Annotated in this window: 19 protein-coding genes; 5 read left to right on the forward strand and 14 right to left on the reverse strand. The window is 29.3% G+C overall.

Going from position 1 to position 20,727, the window contains the following annotated elements; genetic code table 11:
• Nucleotides 1-76 precede the first annotated feature (76 nt).
• Nucleotides 77-742, reverse strand: coding sequence for a uracil-DNA glycosylase (locus tag FAY47_RS15660; RefSeq protein ID WP_143317842.1), 666 nt, complete (start codon nucleotides 740-742; stop codon nucleotides 77-79).
• 147 nt (nucleotides 743-889) lie between these two features.
• On the opposite strand from FAY47_RS15660, the gene FAY47_RS15665 reads away from it, so the two are divergent.
• The gene (locus tag FAY47_RS15665; protein WP_143317843.1) at nucleotides 890-1,279 is read left to right on the forward strand and encodes a VOC family protein; all 390 of its coding nucleotides are present in this window, start codon (nucleotides 890-892) and stop codon (nucleotides 1,277-1,279) included.
• Nucleotides 1,280-1,358: 79 nt separating this feature from the next.
• Here the strand turns inward: FAY47_RS15665 and FAY47_RS15670 are convergent, their stop codons facing one another.
• The 4 genes from FAY47_RS15670 to FAY47_RS15685 form a co-directional block, all read right to left on the reverse strand.
• Nucleotides 1,359-1,700 (reverse strand): zinc ribbon domain-containing protein YjdM, encoded by a 342-nt coding sequence (locus tag FAY47_RS15670; RefSeq protein WP_143317844.1) that lies wholly within the window; start codon nucleotides 1,698-1,700, stop codon nucleotides 1,359-1,361.
• 214 nt (nucleotides 1,701-1,914) lie between these two features.
• A complete protein-coding gene (locus FAY47_RS15675; protein WP_143317845.1) occupies nucleotides 1,915-3,018 on the reverse strand; it encodes an ATP-binding protein in 1,104 nt (367 codons plus the stop codon).
• The gene (locus FAY47_RS15680; protein WP_143317846.1) at nucleotides 3,008-3,700 is read right to left on the reverse strand and encodes a response regulator transcription factor; all 693 of its coding nucleotides are present in this window, start codon (nucleotides 3,698-3,700) and stop codon (nucleotides 3,008-3,010) included. Before FAY47_RS15680 ends, FAY47_RS15675 begins: the two co-directional genes overlap by 11 nt.
• A gap of 20 nt (nucleotides 3,701-3,720) precedes the next feature.
• Nucleotides 3,721-4,398, reverse strand: coding sequence for a M15 family metallopeptidase (locus tag FAY47_RS15685; RefSeq protein ID WP_143317847.1), 678 nt, complete (start codon nucleotides 4,396-4,398; stop codon nucleotides 3,721-3,723).
• 374 nt (nucleotides 4,399-4,772) lie between these two features.
• Here FAY47_RS15685 and FAY47_RS15690 point away from each other — a divergent pair, with 374 nt between their 5' ends.
• The gene (locus FAY47_RS15690) at nucleotides 4,773-5,240 is read left to right on the forward strand and encodes a hypothetical protein (protein ID WP_143317848.1); all 468 of its coding nucleotides are present in this window, start codon (nucleotides 4,773-4,775) and stop codon (nucleotides 5,238-5,240) included.
• A gap of 114 nt (nucleotides 5,241-5,354) precedes the next feature.
• Here FAY47_RS15690 and FAY47_RS15695 read toward each other — a convergent pair whose 3' ends face one another.
• From FAY47_RS15695 to FAY47_RS15705, 3 genes are read right to left on the reverse strand one after another with little or no spacing between them, the layout of a single operon-like run.
• Complete coding sequence (locus tag FAY47_RS15695) at nucleotides 5,355-6,239, reverse strand: carbohydrate ABC transporter permease (RefSeq protein ID WP_143317849.1); 885 nt, start codon at nucleotides 6,237-6,239, stop codon at nucleotides 5,355-5,357.
• Nucleotides 6,239-7,102, reverse strand: coding sequence for a sugar ABC transporter permease (locus FAY47_RS15700; protein ID WP_143317850.1), 864 nt, complete (start codon nucleotides 7,100-7,102; stop codon nucleotides 6,239-6,241). Before FAY47_RS15700 ends, FAY47_RS15695 begins: the two co-directional genes overlap by 1 nt.
• Nucleotides 7,103-7,122: 20 nt before the next feature.
• Nucleotides 7,123-8,361 carry an extracellular solute-binding protein gene (locus tag FAY47_RS15705; protein WP_243129638.1) on the reverse strand — a complete coding sequence of 413 codons (1,239 nt, stop codon included), beginning with the start codon at nucleotides 8,359-8,361 and terminating at the stop codon, nucleotides 7,123-7,125.
• Between the two features lie 244 nt (nucleotides 8,362-8,605).
• Between FAY47_RS15705 and FAY47_RS15710 the strand changes: the two genes are divergently transcribed.
• On the forward strand, nucleotides 8,606-9,457 hold the full coding sequence (locus tag FAY47_RS15710; RefSeq protein WP_143317851.1) for an AraC family transcriptional regulator: 852 nt from the start codon (nucleotides 8,606-8,608) through the stop codon (nucleotides 9,455-9,457).
• A gap of 61 nt (nucleotides 9,458-9,518) precedes the next feature.
• On the opposite strand, the gene FAY47_RS15715 is transcribed toward FAY47_RS15710, so the two are convergent.
• From FAY47_RS15715 to FAY47_RS15725, 3 genes are all read right to left on the reverse strand, one after another.
• Nucleotides 9,519-11,708, reverse strand: a complete 2,190-nt coding sequence (locus tag FAY47_RS15715; protein WP_143317852.1) for an alpha-galactosidase — start codon at nucleotides 11,706-11,708, stop codon at nucleotides 9,519-9,521.
• A 179-nt stretch (nucleotides 11,709-11,887) separates the two neighbouring features.
• Entirely contained in the window at nucleotides 11,888-13,711 is a 1,824-nt protein-coding gene (locus FAY47_RS15720) for an ABC transporter ATP-binding protein (RefSeq protein WP_143317914.1), read from the reverse strand.
• A complete protein-coding gene (locus FAY47_RS15725) occupies nucleotides 13,711-15,441 on the reverse strand; it encodes an ABC transporter ATP-binding protein (RefSeq protein ID WP_143317853.1) in 1,731 nt (576 codons plus the stop codon). Before FAY47_RS15725 ends, FAY47_RS15720 begins: the two co-directional genes overlap by 1 nt.
• Nucleotides 15,442-15,563: 122 nt before the next feature.
• On the opposite strand from FAY47_RS15725, the gene FAY47_RS15730 reads away from it, so the two are divergent.
• Both FAY47_RS15730 and FAY47_RS15735 read left to right on the forward strand, forming a co-directional pair.
• The gene (locus tag FAY47_RS15730; protein WP_143317854.1) at nucleotides 15,564-16,394 is read left to right on the forward strand and encodes a MerR family transcriptional regulator; all 831 of its coding nucleotides are present in this window, start codon (nucleotides 15,564-15,566) and stop codon (nucleotides 16,392-16,394) included.
• 140 nt (nucleotides 16,395-16,534) lie between these two features.
• Nucleotides 16,535-16,843 (forward strand): hypothetical protein, encoded by a 309-nt coding sequence (locus FAY47_RS15735; RefSeq protein ID WP_143317855.1) that lies wholly within the window; start codon nucleotides 16,535-16,537, stop codon nucleotides 16,841-16,843.
• 82 nt (nucleotides 16,844-16,925) lie between these two features.
• Here the strand turns inward: FAY47_RS15735 and FAY47_RS15740 are convergent, their stop codons facing one another.
• The 3 genes from FAY47_RS15740 to FAY47_RS15750 all read right to left on the reverse strand — a co-directional run bounded on the left by FAY47_RS15740 (nucleotide 16,926) and on the right by FAY47_RS15750 (nucleotide 20,525).
• Nucleotides 16,926-17,921 (reverse strand): sugar kinase, encoded by a 996-nt coding sequence (locus tag FAY47_RS15740; RefSeq protein ID WP_143317915.1) that lies wholly within the window; start codon nucleotides 17,919-17,921, stop codon nucleotides 16,926-16,928.
• 344 nt (nucleotides 17,922-18,265) lie between these two features.
• On the reverse strand, nucleotides 18,266-18,616 hold the full coding sequence (locus FAY47_RS15745) for a PqqD family peptide modification chaperone (RefSeq protein WP_143317856.1): 351 nt from the start codon (nucleotides 18,614-18,616) through the stop codon (nucleotides 18,266-18,268).
• A complete protein-coding gene (locus FAY47_RS15750) occupies nucleotides 18,603-20,525 on the reverse strand; it encodes an oligopeptide transporter, OPT family (RefSeq protein WP_143317857.1) in 1,923 nt (640 codons plus the stop codon). The genes FAY47_RS15745 and FAY47_RS15750 overlap by 14 nt, the downstream gene beginning before the upstream one ends.
• Nucleotides 20,526-20,727 lie beyond the last annotated feature (202 nt).

Raw genomic sequence — 20,727 nt, forward strand, 5'->3', positions numbered from 1 at the left:
CTATCAACCCCCATATCGGACTTTCACCGACTAGTACGTGCCCATGCTGGGCACACATAATATAGACCTGACCAAGTTAAATATGTTCAGGTCTTTTAAATATTATAGAAATTTCTTTTATTTTTCTTATGCTCTCATCAAAATCATTTTTTCCTCCCTGTGCAGGATGTCTTACTTTTTCACAACTAACACCTAGCTTGTTAAGGCTTTCCTCTGCCTTATTTCCCATTGCAATTACCTTTTCAATATTAAACATTTCAATCATCTCAAGAAGAGGCTTTTCACCTATTAATAATTCTTTTTTTAAAGGCGTCCTATTACTTTCTTCATTTCCTTTTCTATAGGGATGAAAGGGGAAGGCATTCCATCCAAGCATCATTATGTCGTATTTTAAAAGAGTGTTCCATATTATTGTTGCCGTTGGTTCTTTAAGTAGCTTATCCTTTTCTAAAGGCAATCTATATCCCTTATCCTTCCCAAATAACTCTAGACCTTTCATATTATTCATAAGCAAATACTCACTTGTATATGGTACTCCAGTAATGAGAGAGCCCCTATATCCTGGAGCTTCCCCTACAAGTATTATTTTAGGTTTTAGCTTATGCATTTCCTTTAAATAAATTACTAAGTTATCTCTTCTTACAGAGTTCTCCTTGTACTTATATGAATATTGATTATGTACATTTGGCATAGCCTCCATAGTGGCTAGCTCTTCTACAAACTTCATTATCTTCTTAATCATTTCATCAATCCTTTTGCATTCTTCTAAGTTTAATTAATTCTTATATAGCTTTTCACACTTATTCATTAATTAAACTAAACTGTAAATTTGTTTTAACACGACTTCTATTCGTGTATAATTAAAATAAAAAACTACGGGAGGTAAAAAATGAAGATTGAGCATATTGCTATATACACTAAAGATATTGAAAGATTAAAGAAGTTTTATGTAGATTATTTCAATGGTACTATTGGAGATAAATATTTTAACCCGACAAAAAATTTTGAGTCATACTTTATTAGTTTTGATTCTGGTGCTAGACTTGAGATTATGCAGATGCCATCTATTCCTGACAATTTAAATAGTACTATTGATCAATATATTGGTTTAATTCATATTGCTATTTCTGTAGGAAGTATTGAAAAAGTTAATGAACTTACTGATAAATTAAGAAATGCAGGGTATCAGGTAATAGATGAACCTCGCCATACTGGAGATGGTTATTATGAAAGTTGTATTTTAGATCCTGATGGAAACAGAATAGAAATAACAGAATAATTTTAGAATATTAAAAAGACATCTAAAATAATTAGATGTCTTTATGAATTTCTATCTTAACATTTAAATTAAGCTTTATTTATACCTTTTTTACAAATTCCGATTTTAAACTCATAGCTCCAAATCCATCAATCTTGCAATCAATATTATGATCTCCATCAACTAAACGTATATTTTTTACTTTTGTTCCCTTTTTTAAAGACGATGAGGCACCTTTTACTTTAAGATCCTTAATTATCATTACAGAATCACCATCATTTAAGATATTTCCATTTGCATCTTTAACAACATTTTCATTTTCATCGTTAATATCTTCTAATCCTGCAATCCATTGATGAGCGCACTCTGGACAAATTAGGAATCCTCCATCTTCATAAGTATATTCAGAATTACATTTTGGACAATTTGGTAAACTATTCATCAATATATTTCCTCCATTTGTTCTTTTAATTTTTCATCTAAAAGTTCTCTCAATTTTTAATAGGATTCTATAATAACATACTCTTCTCTTCTTAACAAACTATTCCTTACCATTTTTGCTAAAGCATCCTCTGAGCCCGCATTTTCCCAGCATATTCTGAAGAATATAAGAATACTACCATATATATTCTTCAGAATATGCTAATTTTTATTTATCAAATAACTGGCAGTTTTATTTCAAATATGGTTCTATTATTATCACTATAAGCTACTATTTCTCCATTATGTAATTCTATAATATTTTTCGTTATAGCTAGCCCTAATCCAGATCCCCCTATCTTACTATTTCTTGATTTTTCTATTCTATAAAATCTATCAAATATATAGGGCAAATCTATTGACGATATTGCTTCACCGTAATTTATTACTTGAACTACTGCCATATTCTCTTGTAATTTTGTTGTTACATCAACATAATAGCCTTCTTGTCCATACTTAATTGCATTAGTTAACAAATTTTCAAATGCTCTCACTAATTTTTCTGAATCTGCATTTACAATTAGCTTATCATCTGAAAATCTAACCCTTGACTCCATATCTGCGCTTTTAAATTGATATTCAAAATAAGCAACTACTTGCCCTAATAGATCCACTAAATTAATATGATTTTTATTTAGATTAATACTATTATTTTGCATTTTAGTAAGCTGAAATAAGTCATTTATAAGCACACTTAAACTCTTAGATTTTTCATATGCTATATTAGCATAATATCTAAGTTCAACTTCATCTTTATATTTATCACTATCGATAATTTCTAGATATCCCATTATAGAAGTTAAGGGAGTTCTTAAATCATGTGACACATTAGTTATTAATTCATTTTTAGTTTTTTGTGCTTTTCTTTCTTCCTTAGTTATTTCTTTGAGCTGTTTTGATATATTATTTATATTTTCTGATAAAGCTCTAATATCACCTTTGGCCCTAACATCTATTAACCTGTCTAAATCACCACCAGCCATTATTTCAGTTTGATTTATAATATCTACTAAGCTCTTAGTTTTTCTATATGTTATTAGAATATAAAATATGAAAAATGGGACTCCACCTAAAATTATATAAGTGAAATCTCCTAATATATCATATTTAATAACTCTCCAATATCTCCAAAAATAGCGAACACTCATCATATTAGTATTTCTATACAAATAATCTAATACAATTGCACTTATACCTATTGTGGTACATGTGAGTACCAAAGCTCCTACAAAATCAATTAATGTTGATAACCAAAATTTATATAACCTTTTATTTCTCAATTTTATAACCCACTCCCCAAACAGTATGAATTATCTCATTACCTTCCATATGTTGCTCTATCTTATCCCTAATTCTGCTCATATGCACCATAACTGTATTATTAGATTGATAATAATTTTCTTTCCATACTCTTTCAAAAATTTCTTCTGCACTAAAGACCCGTCCTCTATTTGTAGCTAATAAATATAAAATTTCAAATTCTCTTGCTGTAAAAGCTATTTCCTTATCATCTATTGTTACTTTATGTTTCACTTTATCTATAACCATTGATTCAATTCTTATTATGTCATCTAAAGCTTGCATCTTTGTATTAAAAAAATAAGCTCTTCTAAGTAATGCTCTTACCCTAACTATAAGTTCTAAATTGTTAAAGGGTTTACACAAATAATCATCAGCCCCAGTCATAATGCCCTGTATCTTATCCATATCTTCTGCTTTTGCACTTAACATAAGAATTGGTATGCTATATTTTTCTCTTACTATTTTGCAAACTTCTAATCCATCCATACCTGGCATCATTATATCCAAAACTATTAAATGAATTTTTTCATCTTCTAATATTTTTAAAGCTTCTTCTCCACAACTTGCCTTAAAAACAGTAAATCCATCATTTCTAAGATTTATTTCTAATAATTCTCTTATTTCCTTTTCATCATCAACTACAAGAATATTATTATTCATTTTCTCCTCCCACTATATAACTATTTTTTGAGATACTCCTCTAATGTAATTCTTTTATCATAAATATACTTAGCAGCAGTTTTTCCAACATATCTAATATGCCAAGGTTCATATTCTATCCCTGTTATGTTTTTCTTTCCTGCTGGATACCTTATAATAAAACCAAATTTATAACAATTCTTTGCAAGCCACTTTGCTTCTTTTGTTCCGCTAACAAAATATTTATCTTTATTAGTCATGTCAATACATAATCCAGTTTGATGTTCGCTAGATCCTGGTTTCGCTACATATGCTGCTGCAAGTTTTTTCCCCTCTTCTTTTACTCTATTATTAAGAGTTTTCTCCTGAGACTTATATGATCTATAACCTGAGTTGCCAAGTAATATTATGCCTTCATCTTTGGCTTTTCTTACTAATTCTTCTAGAGGTTTTGCTATAACTCCTGCTATATGTTTTTCCTCAGGACTTACTCCATCTGCAAATTCTATATTAGGGATAGTTAAATTAGATGGTTCATAGTCCTTACTTAACACATTCTTTTCATTTACTAATAATTGTTCTGGACTTGTATTCCCAGACACTTGGATTTCTTTATCATTTAAATTCGCCCCTTCGTTTAAGCTTGTGCAGCTTACACTGTAACAAAATGTCCAACTTATCATAATAATTAGTATAAACTTTTTTAATATCTTTTTCATATCTCTTCCTCCTATTCCAGTATCATTGTAGGAGGAAGAGTTTAAAACATTTATAAAAATTTCTTAAGAAATCTTAAGTTTTATATAATACCTAAAGTCAAGTAATTATATTCAAATATGACGTATAGTCCTATATTAACACATTCTCTTCTATTTTTTTGTTTCACATCACAATGGTCAAATTATATATAAAGGCTTAATGGCAAGTATTCCTTACCTTGCTGTAGCTTTTTGCACTTTATTCCAGTTTAAAGCAACTTAATTTGAGAATTAAGTAAATTGCTGGAGTTTTTGGTATTTGTATGCAGGCACAAGGAGTGCTATTATAATACTGAAATATATTTCAAATTAACTTACGGGATGGTGGTATTAAAATGAAATCAAAATGTTTAATTAAATTAATGGCTGGACTAGTAACTACTATTTGTCTTTCTGCGCCAATTTGTGCAAGCGCTTCCACAGTTGCTACTCCTAACGTTGAACCAATTGCAGCTACTGATACAGTTACAAATCAAATAGTAAAATTTGATTCAATTAATCTTCGTACTGTTGCGTATATTCATGATGGTAATAACTATTGGCATTCACCATATGCAGTAGACGAGTATAATGCATATATATTAGTAGATAATAAAAGCTACGATAAAACTATAGTTTTACACTATATTGATGCTGATGGAGTTTGGAAAGATTCTGATAAAGCTACTTATGTTAAAACTAGAAGTGATGGAAAAGAACTTTGGACTATTCACGGCTATTTTAATGGAAAAGCTGTATTTTCTGTAAACTATAAAGAAGCTAATGCTTGGGATAATAATAATGGTGTAAATTATACAGTATAGTCTAATAATTAATCTATAATTTACTGAAAAAGAAAGGGAGTATCTAAGCTTGATTAAAATTTAATCAGGTTTAGGTACTCCTCCTTTTTGCCTTACAGATAAACTGCAAAATGCCTACTTAATAGCACCCTTTGTAACTCCATTTATTATCCACTTTTGTGCGAATAAATAAAATACTAATAGTGGCAATAAAGCTAAAAGATATGATGCAAAAGCTACATTATAGTTTGTTCCAAACTTTGATTGAAAAATAAATTGAGCTAATGGTAATGTTGCAGCATTTTGATCACTTAAAATTACTAAAGGCATCATTACATCGTTCCAAACCCAAAGTGCTGTCATTATTCCTACTGTTGCATGCATTGGTTTCATTAATGGAAATATTATTTTCCAAAATACAGTCCAAGGTGAAGCTCCATCAACATATGCAGCTTCCTCTAATGACAAAGGAATATTTTTTAAATAACCTACATAAAGCAAAGTATTCATAGAAATCCCATACACCATATAAAGAATTATCATACCTAATCTGTTGTCCAAGTTAAATGCACTTACTTGTTTTACAAGAGGTAACATTAACATAGAAAATGGTACAAACATTGCACTTACAAAAAAGTAATAAACAAATTTATAAAATTTCTTATGCATATTTCTTGCTATTGCATATGCAACTAGTGAATTTGTTACTATAGTTACTACTATCGCTCCACCAGTTATAATCAAACTATTTAAGATCACATGAAAGAAATTTGTCATTTCTATAGCTTCAGCGAAATTGCTAAAGTTCCATGTTTTAGGAAGTGATAATACATTTTGAGTCATATCAGATGGTTGTTTAAAGGCTATAACTATAGTTATATATAGAGGAAATAGTATTGTTAGTGAACAAAGAATCAATAATATTGTAACAGGCCAATTTACTTTTCCTTCCTGTTTTTTTAGTACAGACAACTTTTTAGTTTTTCTTTCAACTTTCACATCAGTATTTAATTCTTGCATTATAGCTGCACCTCTCTCTTCTCTAAAATCTTAACCTGGAATATTGATATTGCCACTATAACTATAAAGTACATTACAGAATTAGCAGATTGATATCCAAATTGATTTCCTCCAAATCCTGCATTATAAATAAGCATGGAAATTGATTCTGTTGACTGTGCAGGTCCTCCCCCAGTTAATGACATAATCTGATCAAATATCATTAAAAAGTTTTTCATACATAGGACAATATTTATTGTAAAAAAAGGTGCAATTAGTGGGAATGTGATACTTTTAAATTGTTGCCATTTACTTGCCCCATCAATTGAACTAGCTTCATATACATCATCAGGAATAGTTTTAAGTCCTGATATATAGATAATTGTATTAAATGCAATTGCTTGCCATGATGCTACTATAACAACAGCTATCCACGCTAAACTTGTATTTCCTAACATACTTTTACTAAACACATCACTATTAATAACTTGTCCTAGACTTGGAATTATAAATGAAAATATATAATTGAATATATAACCTACTATTAATCCACCTAGAATATTAGGCAAAAAATATAATCCTCTTAAAGTAGTTTTAAACTTTATCTTTGAATTTAAAGCTGTTGCAAAAACTAAACTTAATACATTTACAATTATTGTTGCCACTATGGCAAATTTAAATGTAAACATATAAGAATTAACTACCCTAGAATCAGTAAATAAATACTTATAATTTCGCAAGGCAATAAAATCAAAATCCCCAAACCCTCTAAAATTTGTAAAACTATAGATTACACCATTTATTAAAGGAATGGTATGAAATAGTATAAATACTATTATCATAGCTACTGTTATACATAGATAAAATCTATTCCTGTTTTTCATATTGAAATTCCCCCTCTATACTATTTCTCAATATAATCTCTATTTGCTTTGACCCATTCTTTTTGAAAATTGTTTAATAACTTATTTTTGTTCTTGTCTAATAAATAGGTTTGTATCATATCTGCCGCTGGTAATTCAGCTGGGTAATAATGATCTTGGAAATCTACAACTTTTAAAGATTTAAAATATTCATCTAATGCTTCGAACTTAGAATCCTTTTGTTTTACACCTTTTATTGCTGAAAATGCACATTGTTCATCTATATATTGTTGAGCGTTATCTTTTCTAAGTAAAAAATTTATAAATTTAATGCTCTCTTCTTTATTCTTAGAATCTTTAGAAATTGAAAAATATACATCTACACCTGATACTAATTTGTTCTTCTCAGTATCATTAGTTGCTGGTAATACAAACATTCCAAGATTAATATCTTTATTAACCTCTAATATGGGAGAAATGGCATAGCTACCTTGTAGATACATTGCAGATTTACCTTGTGCAAAAGCTACATTTCCATCATTATATCCAACTCCAAAGTTATCAGAATGTCCATAATCTATTAACTGAATAATTTTATCTGTAGTTTCAGAATAAAGTTCATTAAATGTAGTCTCTCCCTTATTAATCTTCTTAGAAAAATCACTATCAACCAAAGTACTTGATATTGTATTCCATGGTGGAAGTGCTGTCCAAGAATCTTTTAATGTAAAGTAAAATGGTGTAATTCCATTTTTTTTAATAATTTGTGCAATGCCCAAAAACTCATCCCAAGTTTTCGGTATAGATAAACCTAACTTTTTAAAAATATCTTTATTATATATAACTCCACTAGCATTTAATGCATATGGTATTCCATATACACCACTCTTGCTATTTAACTCAAGGTTTTTCATCATATCAGAATATATTGAATCAACCTGATCCATATCTATTTTTCCAGTTAAATCTTCTAATATATTAGCATCTACAAAATCAGCATAGCTTCTATCTGCTGAAAGGGAAATAATATCTGGAGCATCATCTTTTACGAGTTTAGTTTTTAATACTGTTGAAGCACTTGGTGGAGCGCTTACAATCACATCAATATTAGGATTTTCTTTCTCAAACTTTTCGGCTAGCTCATTATATGTGTTTACAGCTTCAATTTTATTGCTAAAAAATACTACTTGTTTCTTACTTTTATCACCTGAACATCCTGAAAACATAGTAATAAATATTGAAGTGATTAGAATCATCCCTATTAATTTTCTTTTTTTCATCGGCCCATCTCCTTTAAGTTATCACTTTTATTTATCGCAGTAATAACGTTTACAAATATGATTTTAGCTTATTTTTATATGATAATAAATGGAATCATGTAATTGAAACATGTCTAAATGTTAGGTGTAATCTAATTACATATATACATTTTCTTATGATATTGATTTTAAGCTATTCATAAGGTAAAATCGTATATATTAACATGGTAAAACATGGCTTTATGTTAATTGGGGAGGATAGCTAATGAATGTTTATTATTTAGAAAATACAAATAGAGATTTTAATGATATATATCTTTGTTATTGCGGTTTAGAACAATGTAAGCCATCACATTCCTTCGGCCCAGCCATTAGACCAAATTACTTAATTCATTACGTATTATCTGGACAAGGGTACTACTATGTAGGTTCTAAGAAATATACCATAAAGAAAAATCAAGGTTTCTTAATATGCCCTAATGTGATTACATTTTATCAAGCAGATGAAAAAGATCCTTGGCAATACCTTTGGATTGCTATAGATGGTAATAAAGTTAATCTTTATTTAAAATCTGCTGGATTAGATAGAGACAATCTTATTTTTAATTATGATAAAGATGATTCCTTAAAAGAATATATTATAGAAATACTTAAGCATCACACTCAATCATCATCTAATGCCTTTAAAATACAAGGTTTACTAAATTTATTTTTTTCAAAACTTACTGAAAATAATAAAGATATAAACCCATTAAGAAAGGAAAGAAACACTAACGAATACATTAATAAGGCTATTATTTTTATTCAAAATAATTATCATAACCCTATTAAAGTTTCAGATATTGCAAAGTTTTTATGCTTAAATAGAAGTTATCTTACCTCTATTTTTCAAAATAACTTAAATATGTCTCCTCAGAAATTTTTAATGGAATTTAGAATTATAAAAGCTGCTGAATTACTGTATAATACTGATTTACCTATATCAAATATAGCTTTTTCATGTGGATATAGCGATCCTCTGGCCTTTTCTAAAGCTTTTAAAAAAATTAAAGGTGTTAGTCCTAGAAAATATAGAGCAACAAAACAAGAACATATCGAAAAATACTTATTAGACTAATAAAAAAAAGATCCTAAAGAGTGATTGAATCTTCCCACTTTTTAAGATCTTTCTTCATTTATTAATTAACTTTTCTTAAAGTCCAAATTCTAGCTTCATAGTCTCCTTTTAGTTCTCCAATATCCAGCCCAATGTACATAAGTTCATCTCCACCAAAGACTTCACCTGTTTCAATTACTTCATAAAATGAATCCTTATTTAAAGCCTTAAGCTTCAATCTCTTTGAAAGTACATTTGCTTCAGCATACTTTTTAACATAACTTATAACCGCAATATTATAATCCTTAGATAAATGCATCCAAGCAGCTTCATTGCTATCAAATGAACTTTTTAACCTATATAAATCACCAAATTGAACAATTTTCCTAATACTTTTATAAAATTCTATTTGTGATTTAACTTCTTTCTTTTCCTCTTCAGACATTTTAGTTATGTCTAGCTCATACCCAAAAGTTCCTGCCATTGCCCCTATGGCTCTTGTATTCAGTGGAGTGGTTCTATAAACTTGATGGTTAGGAACTGCTGAAACATGACAGCCCATAGTAACACTTGGATAAACCAAAGAAGTTCCTTCTTGAATTTTTAATCTTTCTATTGCATCTGTATCATCACTTGTCCATGTTTGAGGCATATAGTATAACATTCCTCCATCAAATCTCCCCCCTCCACCAGAGCAGCTTTCAAATAATATATTAGGAAAATTAGATGTTATATTTTCTAAAATCTTATATAATCCAAGCATATACCTATGAGCAACTTCTTTTTGTTTTTTAGCTGGCAAAGCCTCAGAACCTATTTCTGTCATATTTCTATTCATATCCCATTTTACATAAGATATTGGTGCAGATTTTAATATATCTGTAATCATCTTGATTATAGCATCACAAACCTCATCCCTAGATAAATCTAAGATAAGTTGATTTCTAGCCTTTGATATTGTTCTTCCTTCAATATGAATACACCAATCTGGATGTTCTTCATAAAGTTTACTTTTAGGAGATATCATTTCTGGCTCAAACCACAACCCAAATTTCATTCCCATTTTATTAATATTCTTAGCTAATTTATTCAATCCACCCTTAATTTTTTCTTCATTTACAAACCAGTCTCCAAGGGAGCTATCATCGTTATTTCTTTCTCCAAACCATCCATCATCTAAAACAAATAACTCTACTCCAAGTTCACTAGACTCCTTTGCTATAGACTCAATTTTTTCATTATTAAAATCAAAATAAGTTGCTTCCCAATTATTAATTAGTATTGGTCTTTCCTTATCTCTAAATTTACCTCTACATAATCTTTCTCTATATAAATTATGATAAATATGAGACATACCACTTAATCCTTTTGCTGAATAAACCATCACTACTTCTGGTGCTTGAAATTCTTCCCTTGATTCTAAATTCCATGTAAAATCAAATGGATTTAAACCAATTTGAGCTCTTGCTTGATTATACATATCTACCTCAACATTTGCTAAGAAGTTACCACTATATATTAAATTGAAACCATACACTTCTCCATTATCTTCTGTTGTGTCTTTGCTTACTAAAGCTATAAATGGATTTTGAGCATGACTGCTTGCTCCCCTTCTACTTTCAACTGATTGCATTCCTAATCTTAATGGACTTCTAACAATATGTCTTTCTCTAGCCCATGCACCTGATAATTGAACCAAATCAAATTCACTATGTGTAAAATCCACGTTTGCACTTAAAACTCTTAATATATCAACATCTTTTTCACTGTTATTAATTATTTTACAGCTTCTTGTAATAGCATCATAGTTTTCAAATACAGTATAAGATAATATCACTCTTAATCCTACTAACTCATCTTTTAAAGAAACTTCAAGGGTCTTAGAATCTTTTTCAATCTCTGCATATGTTGCTGGTAATCCTTGAAGTTTCTTCTTTCCATTATATATTTTGTGCCCTTCATATCTAAAATCTGTTACTGTTGTTCCATCATCTAATTTTATTTGAATGGCTGGACTACGTAAGTCAGTATTTCCATATGAAGGATACTCTTGTGGTATCATCTCAAGTTGTAAGTCATCAATATTATCTGTATCTGCTAAAAAACTACCACATTGTCTTTTTTTAAATAAATAATCTAACTTATTAGAATTAATTTTTCTTCCCCAATATAAATGAACTAAATGTCCAGTTTCTAATACTCTAAATGCATAACTTGTATTATTTGTCTTTATGTGAAACAACCTATTTTCTTTATTAAACATAACTCCCATTTTTCAAACCACCTTTTACTTGCTATAATATAACTTTTTTGAATCCTGTTATAATTATACTTTTTATAATTATCATTAACTATGATGTTTTGTTACTAATACATGTCAAAATGTTATATTCTCTAGCAGAAAATAATGATACTTTTTAAGTTATGTTGTAAAAATATTCAAAAGGCTATTTATCTAACAAACTGACTATTATATATATCACTATATAAGCCATTTTTATTAAGTAACTCATCATGACTTCCCTGCTCCACAATATTTCCCTTATCCATAACAAGAATCTTATCAGCATTTTTTATGGTAGATAATCTATGAGCTATTATAAAACTAGTTCTACCTTTCATTAAATTATCCATGGCATTCTGTATTTCCAATTCCGTCCTTGTATCTACACTTGAAGTTGCTTCATCAAGTATTAAAATTGATGGATTAGCTAAAATAGCACGAGCTATACATAAAAGTTGCTTTTGTCCTTGAGATACGGAAGAATCCTCATCATTTAAAACAGTACCATAGCCACTTGGAAGTGTCTTTATAAAGTGATCAATCTTGGCAAGCTTTGCTGCATTCTCCACTTCTGAATACTCTGCTCTATCTTTGCTATATGAAATATTTTCTTTAATAGTTCCATCAAATAACCACGAATCTTGTAATACCATTCCAAATAAAGAACGTAAATGAGATCTTTCTAATTTAGTTATATCAACGCCATCTATCTTTATTTTCCCGTGACTTATCTCATAAAATCTCATAAGAAGATTTATCAAAGTAGTCTTTCCAGCTCCTGTAGGACCAACTATAGCAACTTTTTCACCAGCTTTTACATTTAAATTCATTCCTGTAATTAAAAGATTTTTATCATATCCAAACCTTACATCTTCAAACTCTATATTTCCTTTTGGATTTGATATTATTTTATTTTCTAGACAATCTTCTTTTTCCTCTTCCTCATCTAAAATTTCAAATACACGTTCAGCTGAAGCAATAGCTGCCTGCATTGAGTTTAGAGTATAAGCTGCCTCAGTTAAAGGTTCTGATGCTTGGTCTAAATATTGAAAGAAAGCTTGTATTATTCCTATTGATAATTTTCCTTGAATAACAAATACTGATCCAAGGGCTGCTATTAATACATATCCCATTTGATTCATTAAACGAATTAATGGATTTATAGCATATGTAATAAATTGAGCTTTTTTTTCATCTAAATATAATTTATTATTAGATTTCTCAACAGTATTAATAAGATCATCTTCTAGGTTAAATGTCTTTACAACCATTTGCCCAGTAAAATATTCTTCTATCTGACCATTAAATACACCTAATGACTCTTGCCTATTTGTGAAATAATTAAAGCTCTTTTTCCCAACTATTAAAGTAACCACAATTCCCATAATAATAGATACAATAGCAATAAGTGCTAATACATAACTTATTGAAAACATAAGTATAACAGCTCCTATGATTGTAATTACAGCTGTAATAAATTGCATTAATCCTGTTTGCAAAGTTTCAGCTAACTTCTCTAAATCATTAGATACCCTGCTTAAAACTTCACCTTTCTTATGAGTATCATAATATCTTAAAGGAAGCTTAGTTAGTTTTTTGCTTATTTTTCTCCTTATTGATAATACTAAGTTTTGAGATACAGTTGCCATTATGTATTGCTGCACGTAATTTGATAATAATGATATTACATATATAGTAATCAGTAGCACAGAAAGTCTTTTTATAATATTAAAGTCTATGCTAAATGAGCCAGTAACAGATACATTTTTTATTCCTTCAACAACAGTATTTATAGCCTTACTAAAAATTAATGGTGCAGTCATTGTAAATATTAAACTTACGATAGCAAAAAATATTACCGTAATTAACTTCCATTTTTGATTGAGGAGCAATTTAAATAATCTCTTTACTGTATTTTTAGTATCTTTAGCTTTTTCTGCTGACATATCATCATTTAAGAAAGCAATATCTTTTGAATTTTCTTCCTGCATCATATTAACTCCTCCTTACTTAATTGCGTTTCCGCTATCTTCATATAAATAGGACAAGTTCTAAGAAGTTCCTTATGTGTGCCTTTTCCTACTATACTTCCTTCATCTAAGACTATGATTTGATCTGCATCCATAATTGTACTAATTCTTTGAGCGATGGTTATAACAATGGAATCCTTTAACTCATCTTTCATAGCTGCCCTTACTCTAGCATCTGTTTTATAATCTAAAGCTGAAAAACTATCATCAAAAATATATATGTAACTTTTCTTAACTAAGGCTCTTGCAATACATAATCTTTGTTTTTGCCCACCTGAAAAATTACTTCCACCTTGTGCTACAAAAGAATCGTAGCCTAACTTTTGATTAAAAATAAAATCATCTGCCTGCGCTATTTTTGCAACATCTATTATTTCCCTCAAAGTTGCATCCTTCCTGCCATGTCTTAAATTATCTGCTATAGTCCCACTAAATAAAAAAGCCTTTTGAGGTACAAAACTTACCATATCTCTTAAGGTATTTTGTGAGAATTCATTTATATTAATATCACTATTAATTAAAATTTCTCCAACTTCTAAGTCATGCAGTCTTGATACTAATTTAGCTATAGTGCTTTTCCCTGAACCGGTAGCCCCTATAATTGCAGTAGTTTTACCTTTTTCACATGTAAAATTAATGTGGTTAAGAACATGTTCTTTAGCATCTTCATAGGAAAATGTAACATCTTTAAACTCTAAAGTTTCTATATTATCAGGCTTAATTATATTTGCCTCTTCATCTACTATTTCAGGTGTATATTCCAAAACTTCTAAAATACGTTTTGAACAAGCACTAGCACGTGGGATATTAATTAGTACCATCATTGCCATTACTAAAAAAAATAGTATTATTATTGAATACTCAATAATAGCCATAATATCTCCAACTAGCATATCTCTGCTTTCTATTCTTATAGCTCCAAACCACAAAATGCTAACTGCAGAAATATTCATTATAACCATTATTATTGGCATGGCTACAGCAAATATCTTATTCATTTTTATATTAGTATTGGCATAGTTCCTAAAAGCCTCATTCATTATCTTCTTTTCATAGTTTTCACGATTAAAGGCACGTATAACTCTTATACCTGAAATAAACTGCCTAACTTTTGAATTGATTTTATCTAACTGAATCTGCAAGTTTAATGATAGATTTATAACTTTTTTACTTATAAGTACACTAAATATTAAAACAGCTATTCCTGAAAGAAAAATTATAAGCGCCATATAAGGATCTTTATGAAAGGCTAAAAACATTCCTATTGTAACTATAAATGGAACAGGAATTATCATTTCTATAGCCATATTTATTGTATTTTCAATTTGATTAACATCGCTTGTACATCTTGTGATTAATGATGAAGTTGAAAAGTGTTTAAAATCCTCCACTGATAATTTTTGTGAATGTGAAAAAATTTTACTTCTAATATCTCTAGCAATTGATGTTGATACCTCTGCTGAAAAATACGTTGAAAGTATTGCAGAGATACCTGTAAGAAAAGCAACAACTATCATCATTCCACCAGTTTTTAATACATATGATATATCTCCTTTTATTACTCCATTATTTACTATATCTGCAACTAGTGTAGGAATATATAATATACCTATGGTTTTCATTACTATAATTACTATTAGTGAAATTAAGAGTATTTTATTTACTTTAAAATGTTTGAACAACTTTAGCATAATATTCTCCTTTAGCCATATTTTATTTCTAGAACTCATCATAAACTATCCAGTAACTTGACAGTCAATGATTTTATAAATAAAATATCTGAAAGAAGAAAAATTTATAGAGGTTGATGATTATGAGTAATTTTATAAATTTGAAAAAGTATATATCTATAGGTGCTTTTTCTAAATTGTCTGGAATAAGTAGAAAAAACTTAATATATTACAATGACATAGGTATCTTAAAGCCTGCATTGGTTAAGGAAAATGGTTATAGATATTATTCATATAATCAATTAGATGAGGTAAGTATAATTCTATCCTTGAAAGACTTAGATGTTCCGCTAAAAGACATAAAAACTTATTTAGATAATATATCTGAAAATAATCTTCTTGAATTAATTGGTAATCAAAAGAAGAAAATACTTGAAGAACTTAATAGGTTAAATCAAATGAATTATATTATAGAACAGAGAACTAAAAACGTTAATATGATATCTAATATTAATTGTAATGATATATTTTTAGAAAACTGCAAAGAAGAAGTTTTATTTTTAGGCCCTGATCATATTTTTTCTAATTCTGATGATGATCTTGAGGAAGACTTTGCTAACTTTCTTGATTATTGTTATAGTAAAAAAATTCTATATGGATATCCCGTAGGTGTATATTCTAAATATAATGATGCCTTTTCTGACACTCCTTTTTCCTACAATTATTTTTACAAATTACCTTCTGACATGGATTATATAGAAAAAACCATAAAACCTTGTGGACTTTATGTTATAGCATATGATAATAGCTACTTAGCTGATGACTTCAAGATTTTTCAAAGGATAGATGATTATATAATTAAAAACAATCTTTCTGTATGCGGAGACGTTTATGTAGAAAATATATCAGATGAGATTATTACTAAAAGTCCAAATAAATATTTATCAAAAATTTCTGTGCAGGTAAAAAAATAGTTGAGCAAATAATAATTTTTTAGTGCTATATTTTAGGAATCTGATAAAAACTATCATTTACATCTTCAAATATTAATGTATAATTTAAATATATGTAAACAAGCTATAATTGTAGTTTTGTTTTGAAAGGAGATAATTTTATGTCAGTATATATGATTACATATTTTGTCAGTGACACTTGTGGATGTGGTCACGATCATGATCACGAGCATGATCATGAACATATTGAATCTAGTGAAAATAATATAATTGCAAAGATAAAATCTGTAGGAGCTTGGGCTAACTTTATGCCTGAAGGATACCTTGTTAAAAGTACTTTATCAGCTCAGGAAATATTAGAAGAACTTAAAGCTGTAGCAAATAAAGGAGATATATTATTTGTAACTAGAACAGATGCAGATTCATGTGCTTCCACACATCAAGCAGTTATAGAATGGATTTCAAGATAATTAGATAATGCTTTTTATAATTAATACTATGTAAAAAGTGAATTCATTAATTTGAATTCACTTTTTTATGCTTATTTATATATTATCTTTTTTCTTTTCCTGTACTATCACCGTACATAAGATTTTCAACTTCAGCTACTGTTGAAAGATTAGCGTCTCCCATCATGCTGTATTTTAAACATGAACCAGCTGTTGCAAATTCTATAATATCTTGAGTTGAATACCCTGATGTTATTGCATATATAAGTGATGCTGCAAAGGCATCTCCTCCACCTATATTATCTATAACATGTATATCATACTTCTTAGAGTTATAGAAAGTCTTTCCATCATAAAGAACGGCTGTCCAATCTACATCCTCTGCTGTAAATCTGTTTCTTAATATTATTGTAGCATATTTAAGCTTGAACTTTTCCACAAATTCTTTAAGTATTTCATTGCAATCTTCTCCTTCATCTTCAGGTACACCCATTGCCATTTGTGCTTCTTCAATACTTCCTAAAGCTATATCACAATACTCTAAAAGTTCTCTAATAACTTTACTAAATCTATCTTTATTCCATAAAGTCTCTCTATAATTTAAATCTATACTTATTGTTAATCCTTTTTTCTTAGCTGCTTTTACAGCATCAAATGTAATTTTTGCACATTCATCTGAAAGTGCTGGAGTTATTCCTGAAAAATGGAACCATTCTGCTCCTTCAAATATTTTATCCCAATTAAAATCTTCTCTTTTAGCTTCTGCCATCGAAGAACCTTTTCTGTCAAAAACAAACTTAGTTGGTCTTTGAGATTCTCCATATTCAGAGAAATAAATACCTATTCTTTCTCCGCCTCTTACTACGTCCTTTGTATCAACTCCATATTTTCTTAATTCGTTTATTGCACATTGTGCTATATCATTCTCTGGAAGCTTTGTTACATAACTTGTTTCCTTTCCAAAGTTAGCAAGTGAAACTGATACATTTGCCTCACTTCCACCATAAAATGCATTGAACTCTTTAGATTGAGAAAACCTATCATAGCCTAATGGCGAAAGCCTAAGCATTATTTCTCCTAGTGTAACTATTTTCCCCATGTTTTTCACCTCTTGTAATAATTTAGTTAATGTTACCTTATCTTTAACTAATGTTTTCACTCTATGTAACATGTTGTCAAAATGGCCCATGTTATAATTGAATTATATGCCAAATGCCCATAAAATTCAAAGTATGGTAAAGTCTATTTCTATCAAATAGTATCAATATTCTACTTCTTCATACTTTTTAGGACATATTCCTTATTTTTGTAAACCAAATCTATACCCAATACAACTTCTAATCATTTTTAACTAATAAAATAACAAAAAGCATTTTCTAAAATCTTAGAAAATGCTTTTTGCATACTTTTATGTATGACAGCTATAATTTACTGCCTCTTCAATCAAATATTCACTTTTTCTATGTAGTGACAATTAACGTCTATATGATTTAAGAATAATAATAATCTTTCATAAAGTGGGTGAACTTTATCACCGAACTTTCCTTCTAGACTTTCGCCAATATCTCTTACAGTTTTATTGCCATCAATCTGCAAAAACACAAAGCTTCCATATTCATCTAAATCAATTTTCTTATACTCTGGAATTTTAAATTTAAGTTTTCTAAAGAACCTCTGGATCTTATAATCTTGTTTTATAAGTATAGTTACCATATTCTCTTTATCTACTTCATACTCTAAACTATTAGATATTTTATATATTATGTTTAAAACATCTTCATTATTTTCCAGCATTTTTTGCCTTACTTCTTAATATTGGTATTATAGTAGCTATTATTAGAACTACCAATATTACAGCTGCCATTCCATTAGTTGCTGCAAATCCACTTGGTCCAGCTCCTTTAATAACACCTGTTACTTGGAATATTATACCTACAAGTCCTATTATAGAACCACCAGCAACAAGTCCAGAAGATAAACTTATACCATTAGAAACTTTAGCTTCTTTTTCTTTTTCAGATTTACAAGTTTTTTCTATAACCACTCTAACTAACGCACCTACTAATATTATAGAAGATGTAGCTATTGGTAAATAGAATCCTATAGCAACTGTCATTATAGGAAGACCTAATAAGAATAAAACAACTCCTATAATACATCCAGCAATAACCATAACCCAAGGTAATTTACCTGACATTATACCAGCAGTTAATGTTGACATTAAATTAGCTTGTGGAAGTGCAAATGGAACATTATCACCAGTAATTACAAGTTGGTTTGAAAGTAGTAATATAGTTCCAACAACTACTACAACACCAACAACACCAGCTATAGCATAATATTTTTCCATTTCCTTTTTGTCACCACCAATTATGAAGGTAACCTTTTGTGATTGTGAGTAACCACCAGCTATAGCTATGGCAGTAACTATAAACGTACCAAATAAAAGTAATGATTTGTTGCTTTCAGGATTTTGCCATCCCATTACAACGAATAATAGCGTTACAACAACTATAGAAGCTATAGTCATACCTGATACAGGAAGGTTTGAAGTTCCTATAGTACCAGTTAGACGTCCAGAAACTATAACAAATAATAATGATAAGAAAAATGATAAAATAGAAACAACTATTGCCATTAATATATTACCATTAGATGATATGAAACCACCTATAAATCCTATTACTATACCACCAAGTAATATTATGTTTTCAACAGATGAACCCTTACCACTATTTGAAGTCTTAGCACTAAGAGTTTCTTTTATTGAAGATATTATAGTAGGTATAAGCTTTATAGCACCTATTACCCCACCTGAAAGCATCATTCCAGCTCCTATGTATTTTACGTAGCTACCAGCAATATCTTTAACCTGCATAGCATTTATAGCAACATCAGGGTTATTCCATACTGCTGAGCCTTCTTTTCCAAACTCTGAAAAATACCCTATTAAAGGTATAATTGCAAAGTTAGATAATATAGAACCAGCAAACATAGTTAATGAAACATCTAGACCAACTATGAAACCAATTCCTAATAATAGTGGATTAACTTCAACTTCAAATTTCCATTTATAGAAACTTTCATTTACATAGCTTATAACATTGTTAACTAAATTCAAAAACGAGCCAGTTATAGCAGTTATAACACCACCAATTCCAAAACCTATTCCCATGTACTTCATTGATTCTCCTGCACCTTCTGAAGCAACAAGTGTTTCAGATATAGCTAAAGACTCTGGGTACATAAGCTTACCATGTTCTTCAACGATTAAGTAATTGTAAACAAGAGAAGCTATTCCAATACCAAATAAAACTCCACCTGTACCAACAAGAAAACCTTCTAAGAAAGTGACTTTAGAACCTATTAATAGAATTGCCGGTAATACGAATATCACACCACTAGCAACAGATTCTCCTCCACTTGCCATACCTTGAACTAAATTTTTCCCAAGAATGCCTTTTTTCTTAGCAAATGCAGCTATAAATCCAGATCCAATAATAGATCCTGGTATACCTGCAGCAACTGTAAGTCCTGATTTCATACCTGAATAGGCAGTTGATGCTGCAAATAATACAGCTAAAATAATTCCGATTATTAATACTACAGCGTTCCCACCAGATTTAGAACCACTTGAAACGTAGGGAACGTAATTTTTACCAGTCACACCGCCATATGCATCTTTAGATAACTTATGATCCATAAGTTGTTCCTCCTTTAATATTTAATCGTTATAATTATATCACAATTTTTGTATAATACTGTCTTTTTTCTTTCTAAATTTATAGTGCTTAGGACAAAATATTATAATTTAATGAATATACATACATCTTATAGATAATTTAATGAATATACACATATTTTATAGACAATTTATCTAAATTATCACATAATGTACTCTTCAA

Source organism: Clostridium sp. HBUAS56017 (assembly GCF_007115085.1).
Taxonomy (GTDB): Bacteria; Bacillota; Clostridia; order Clostridiales; family Clostridiaceae; genus Clostridium; species Clostridium cibarium.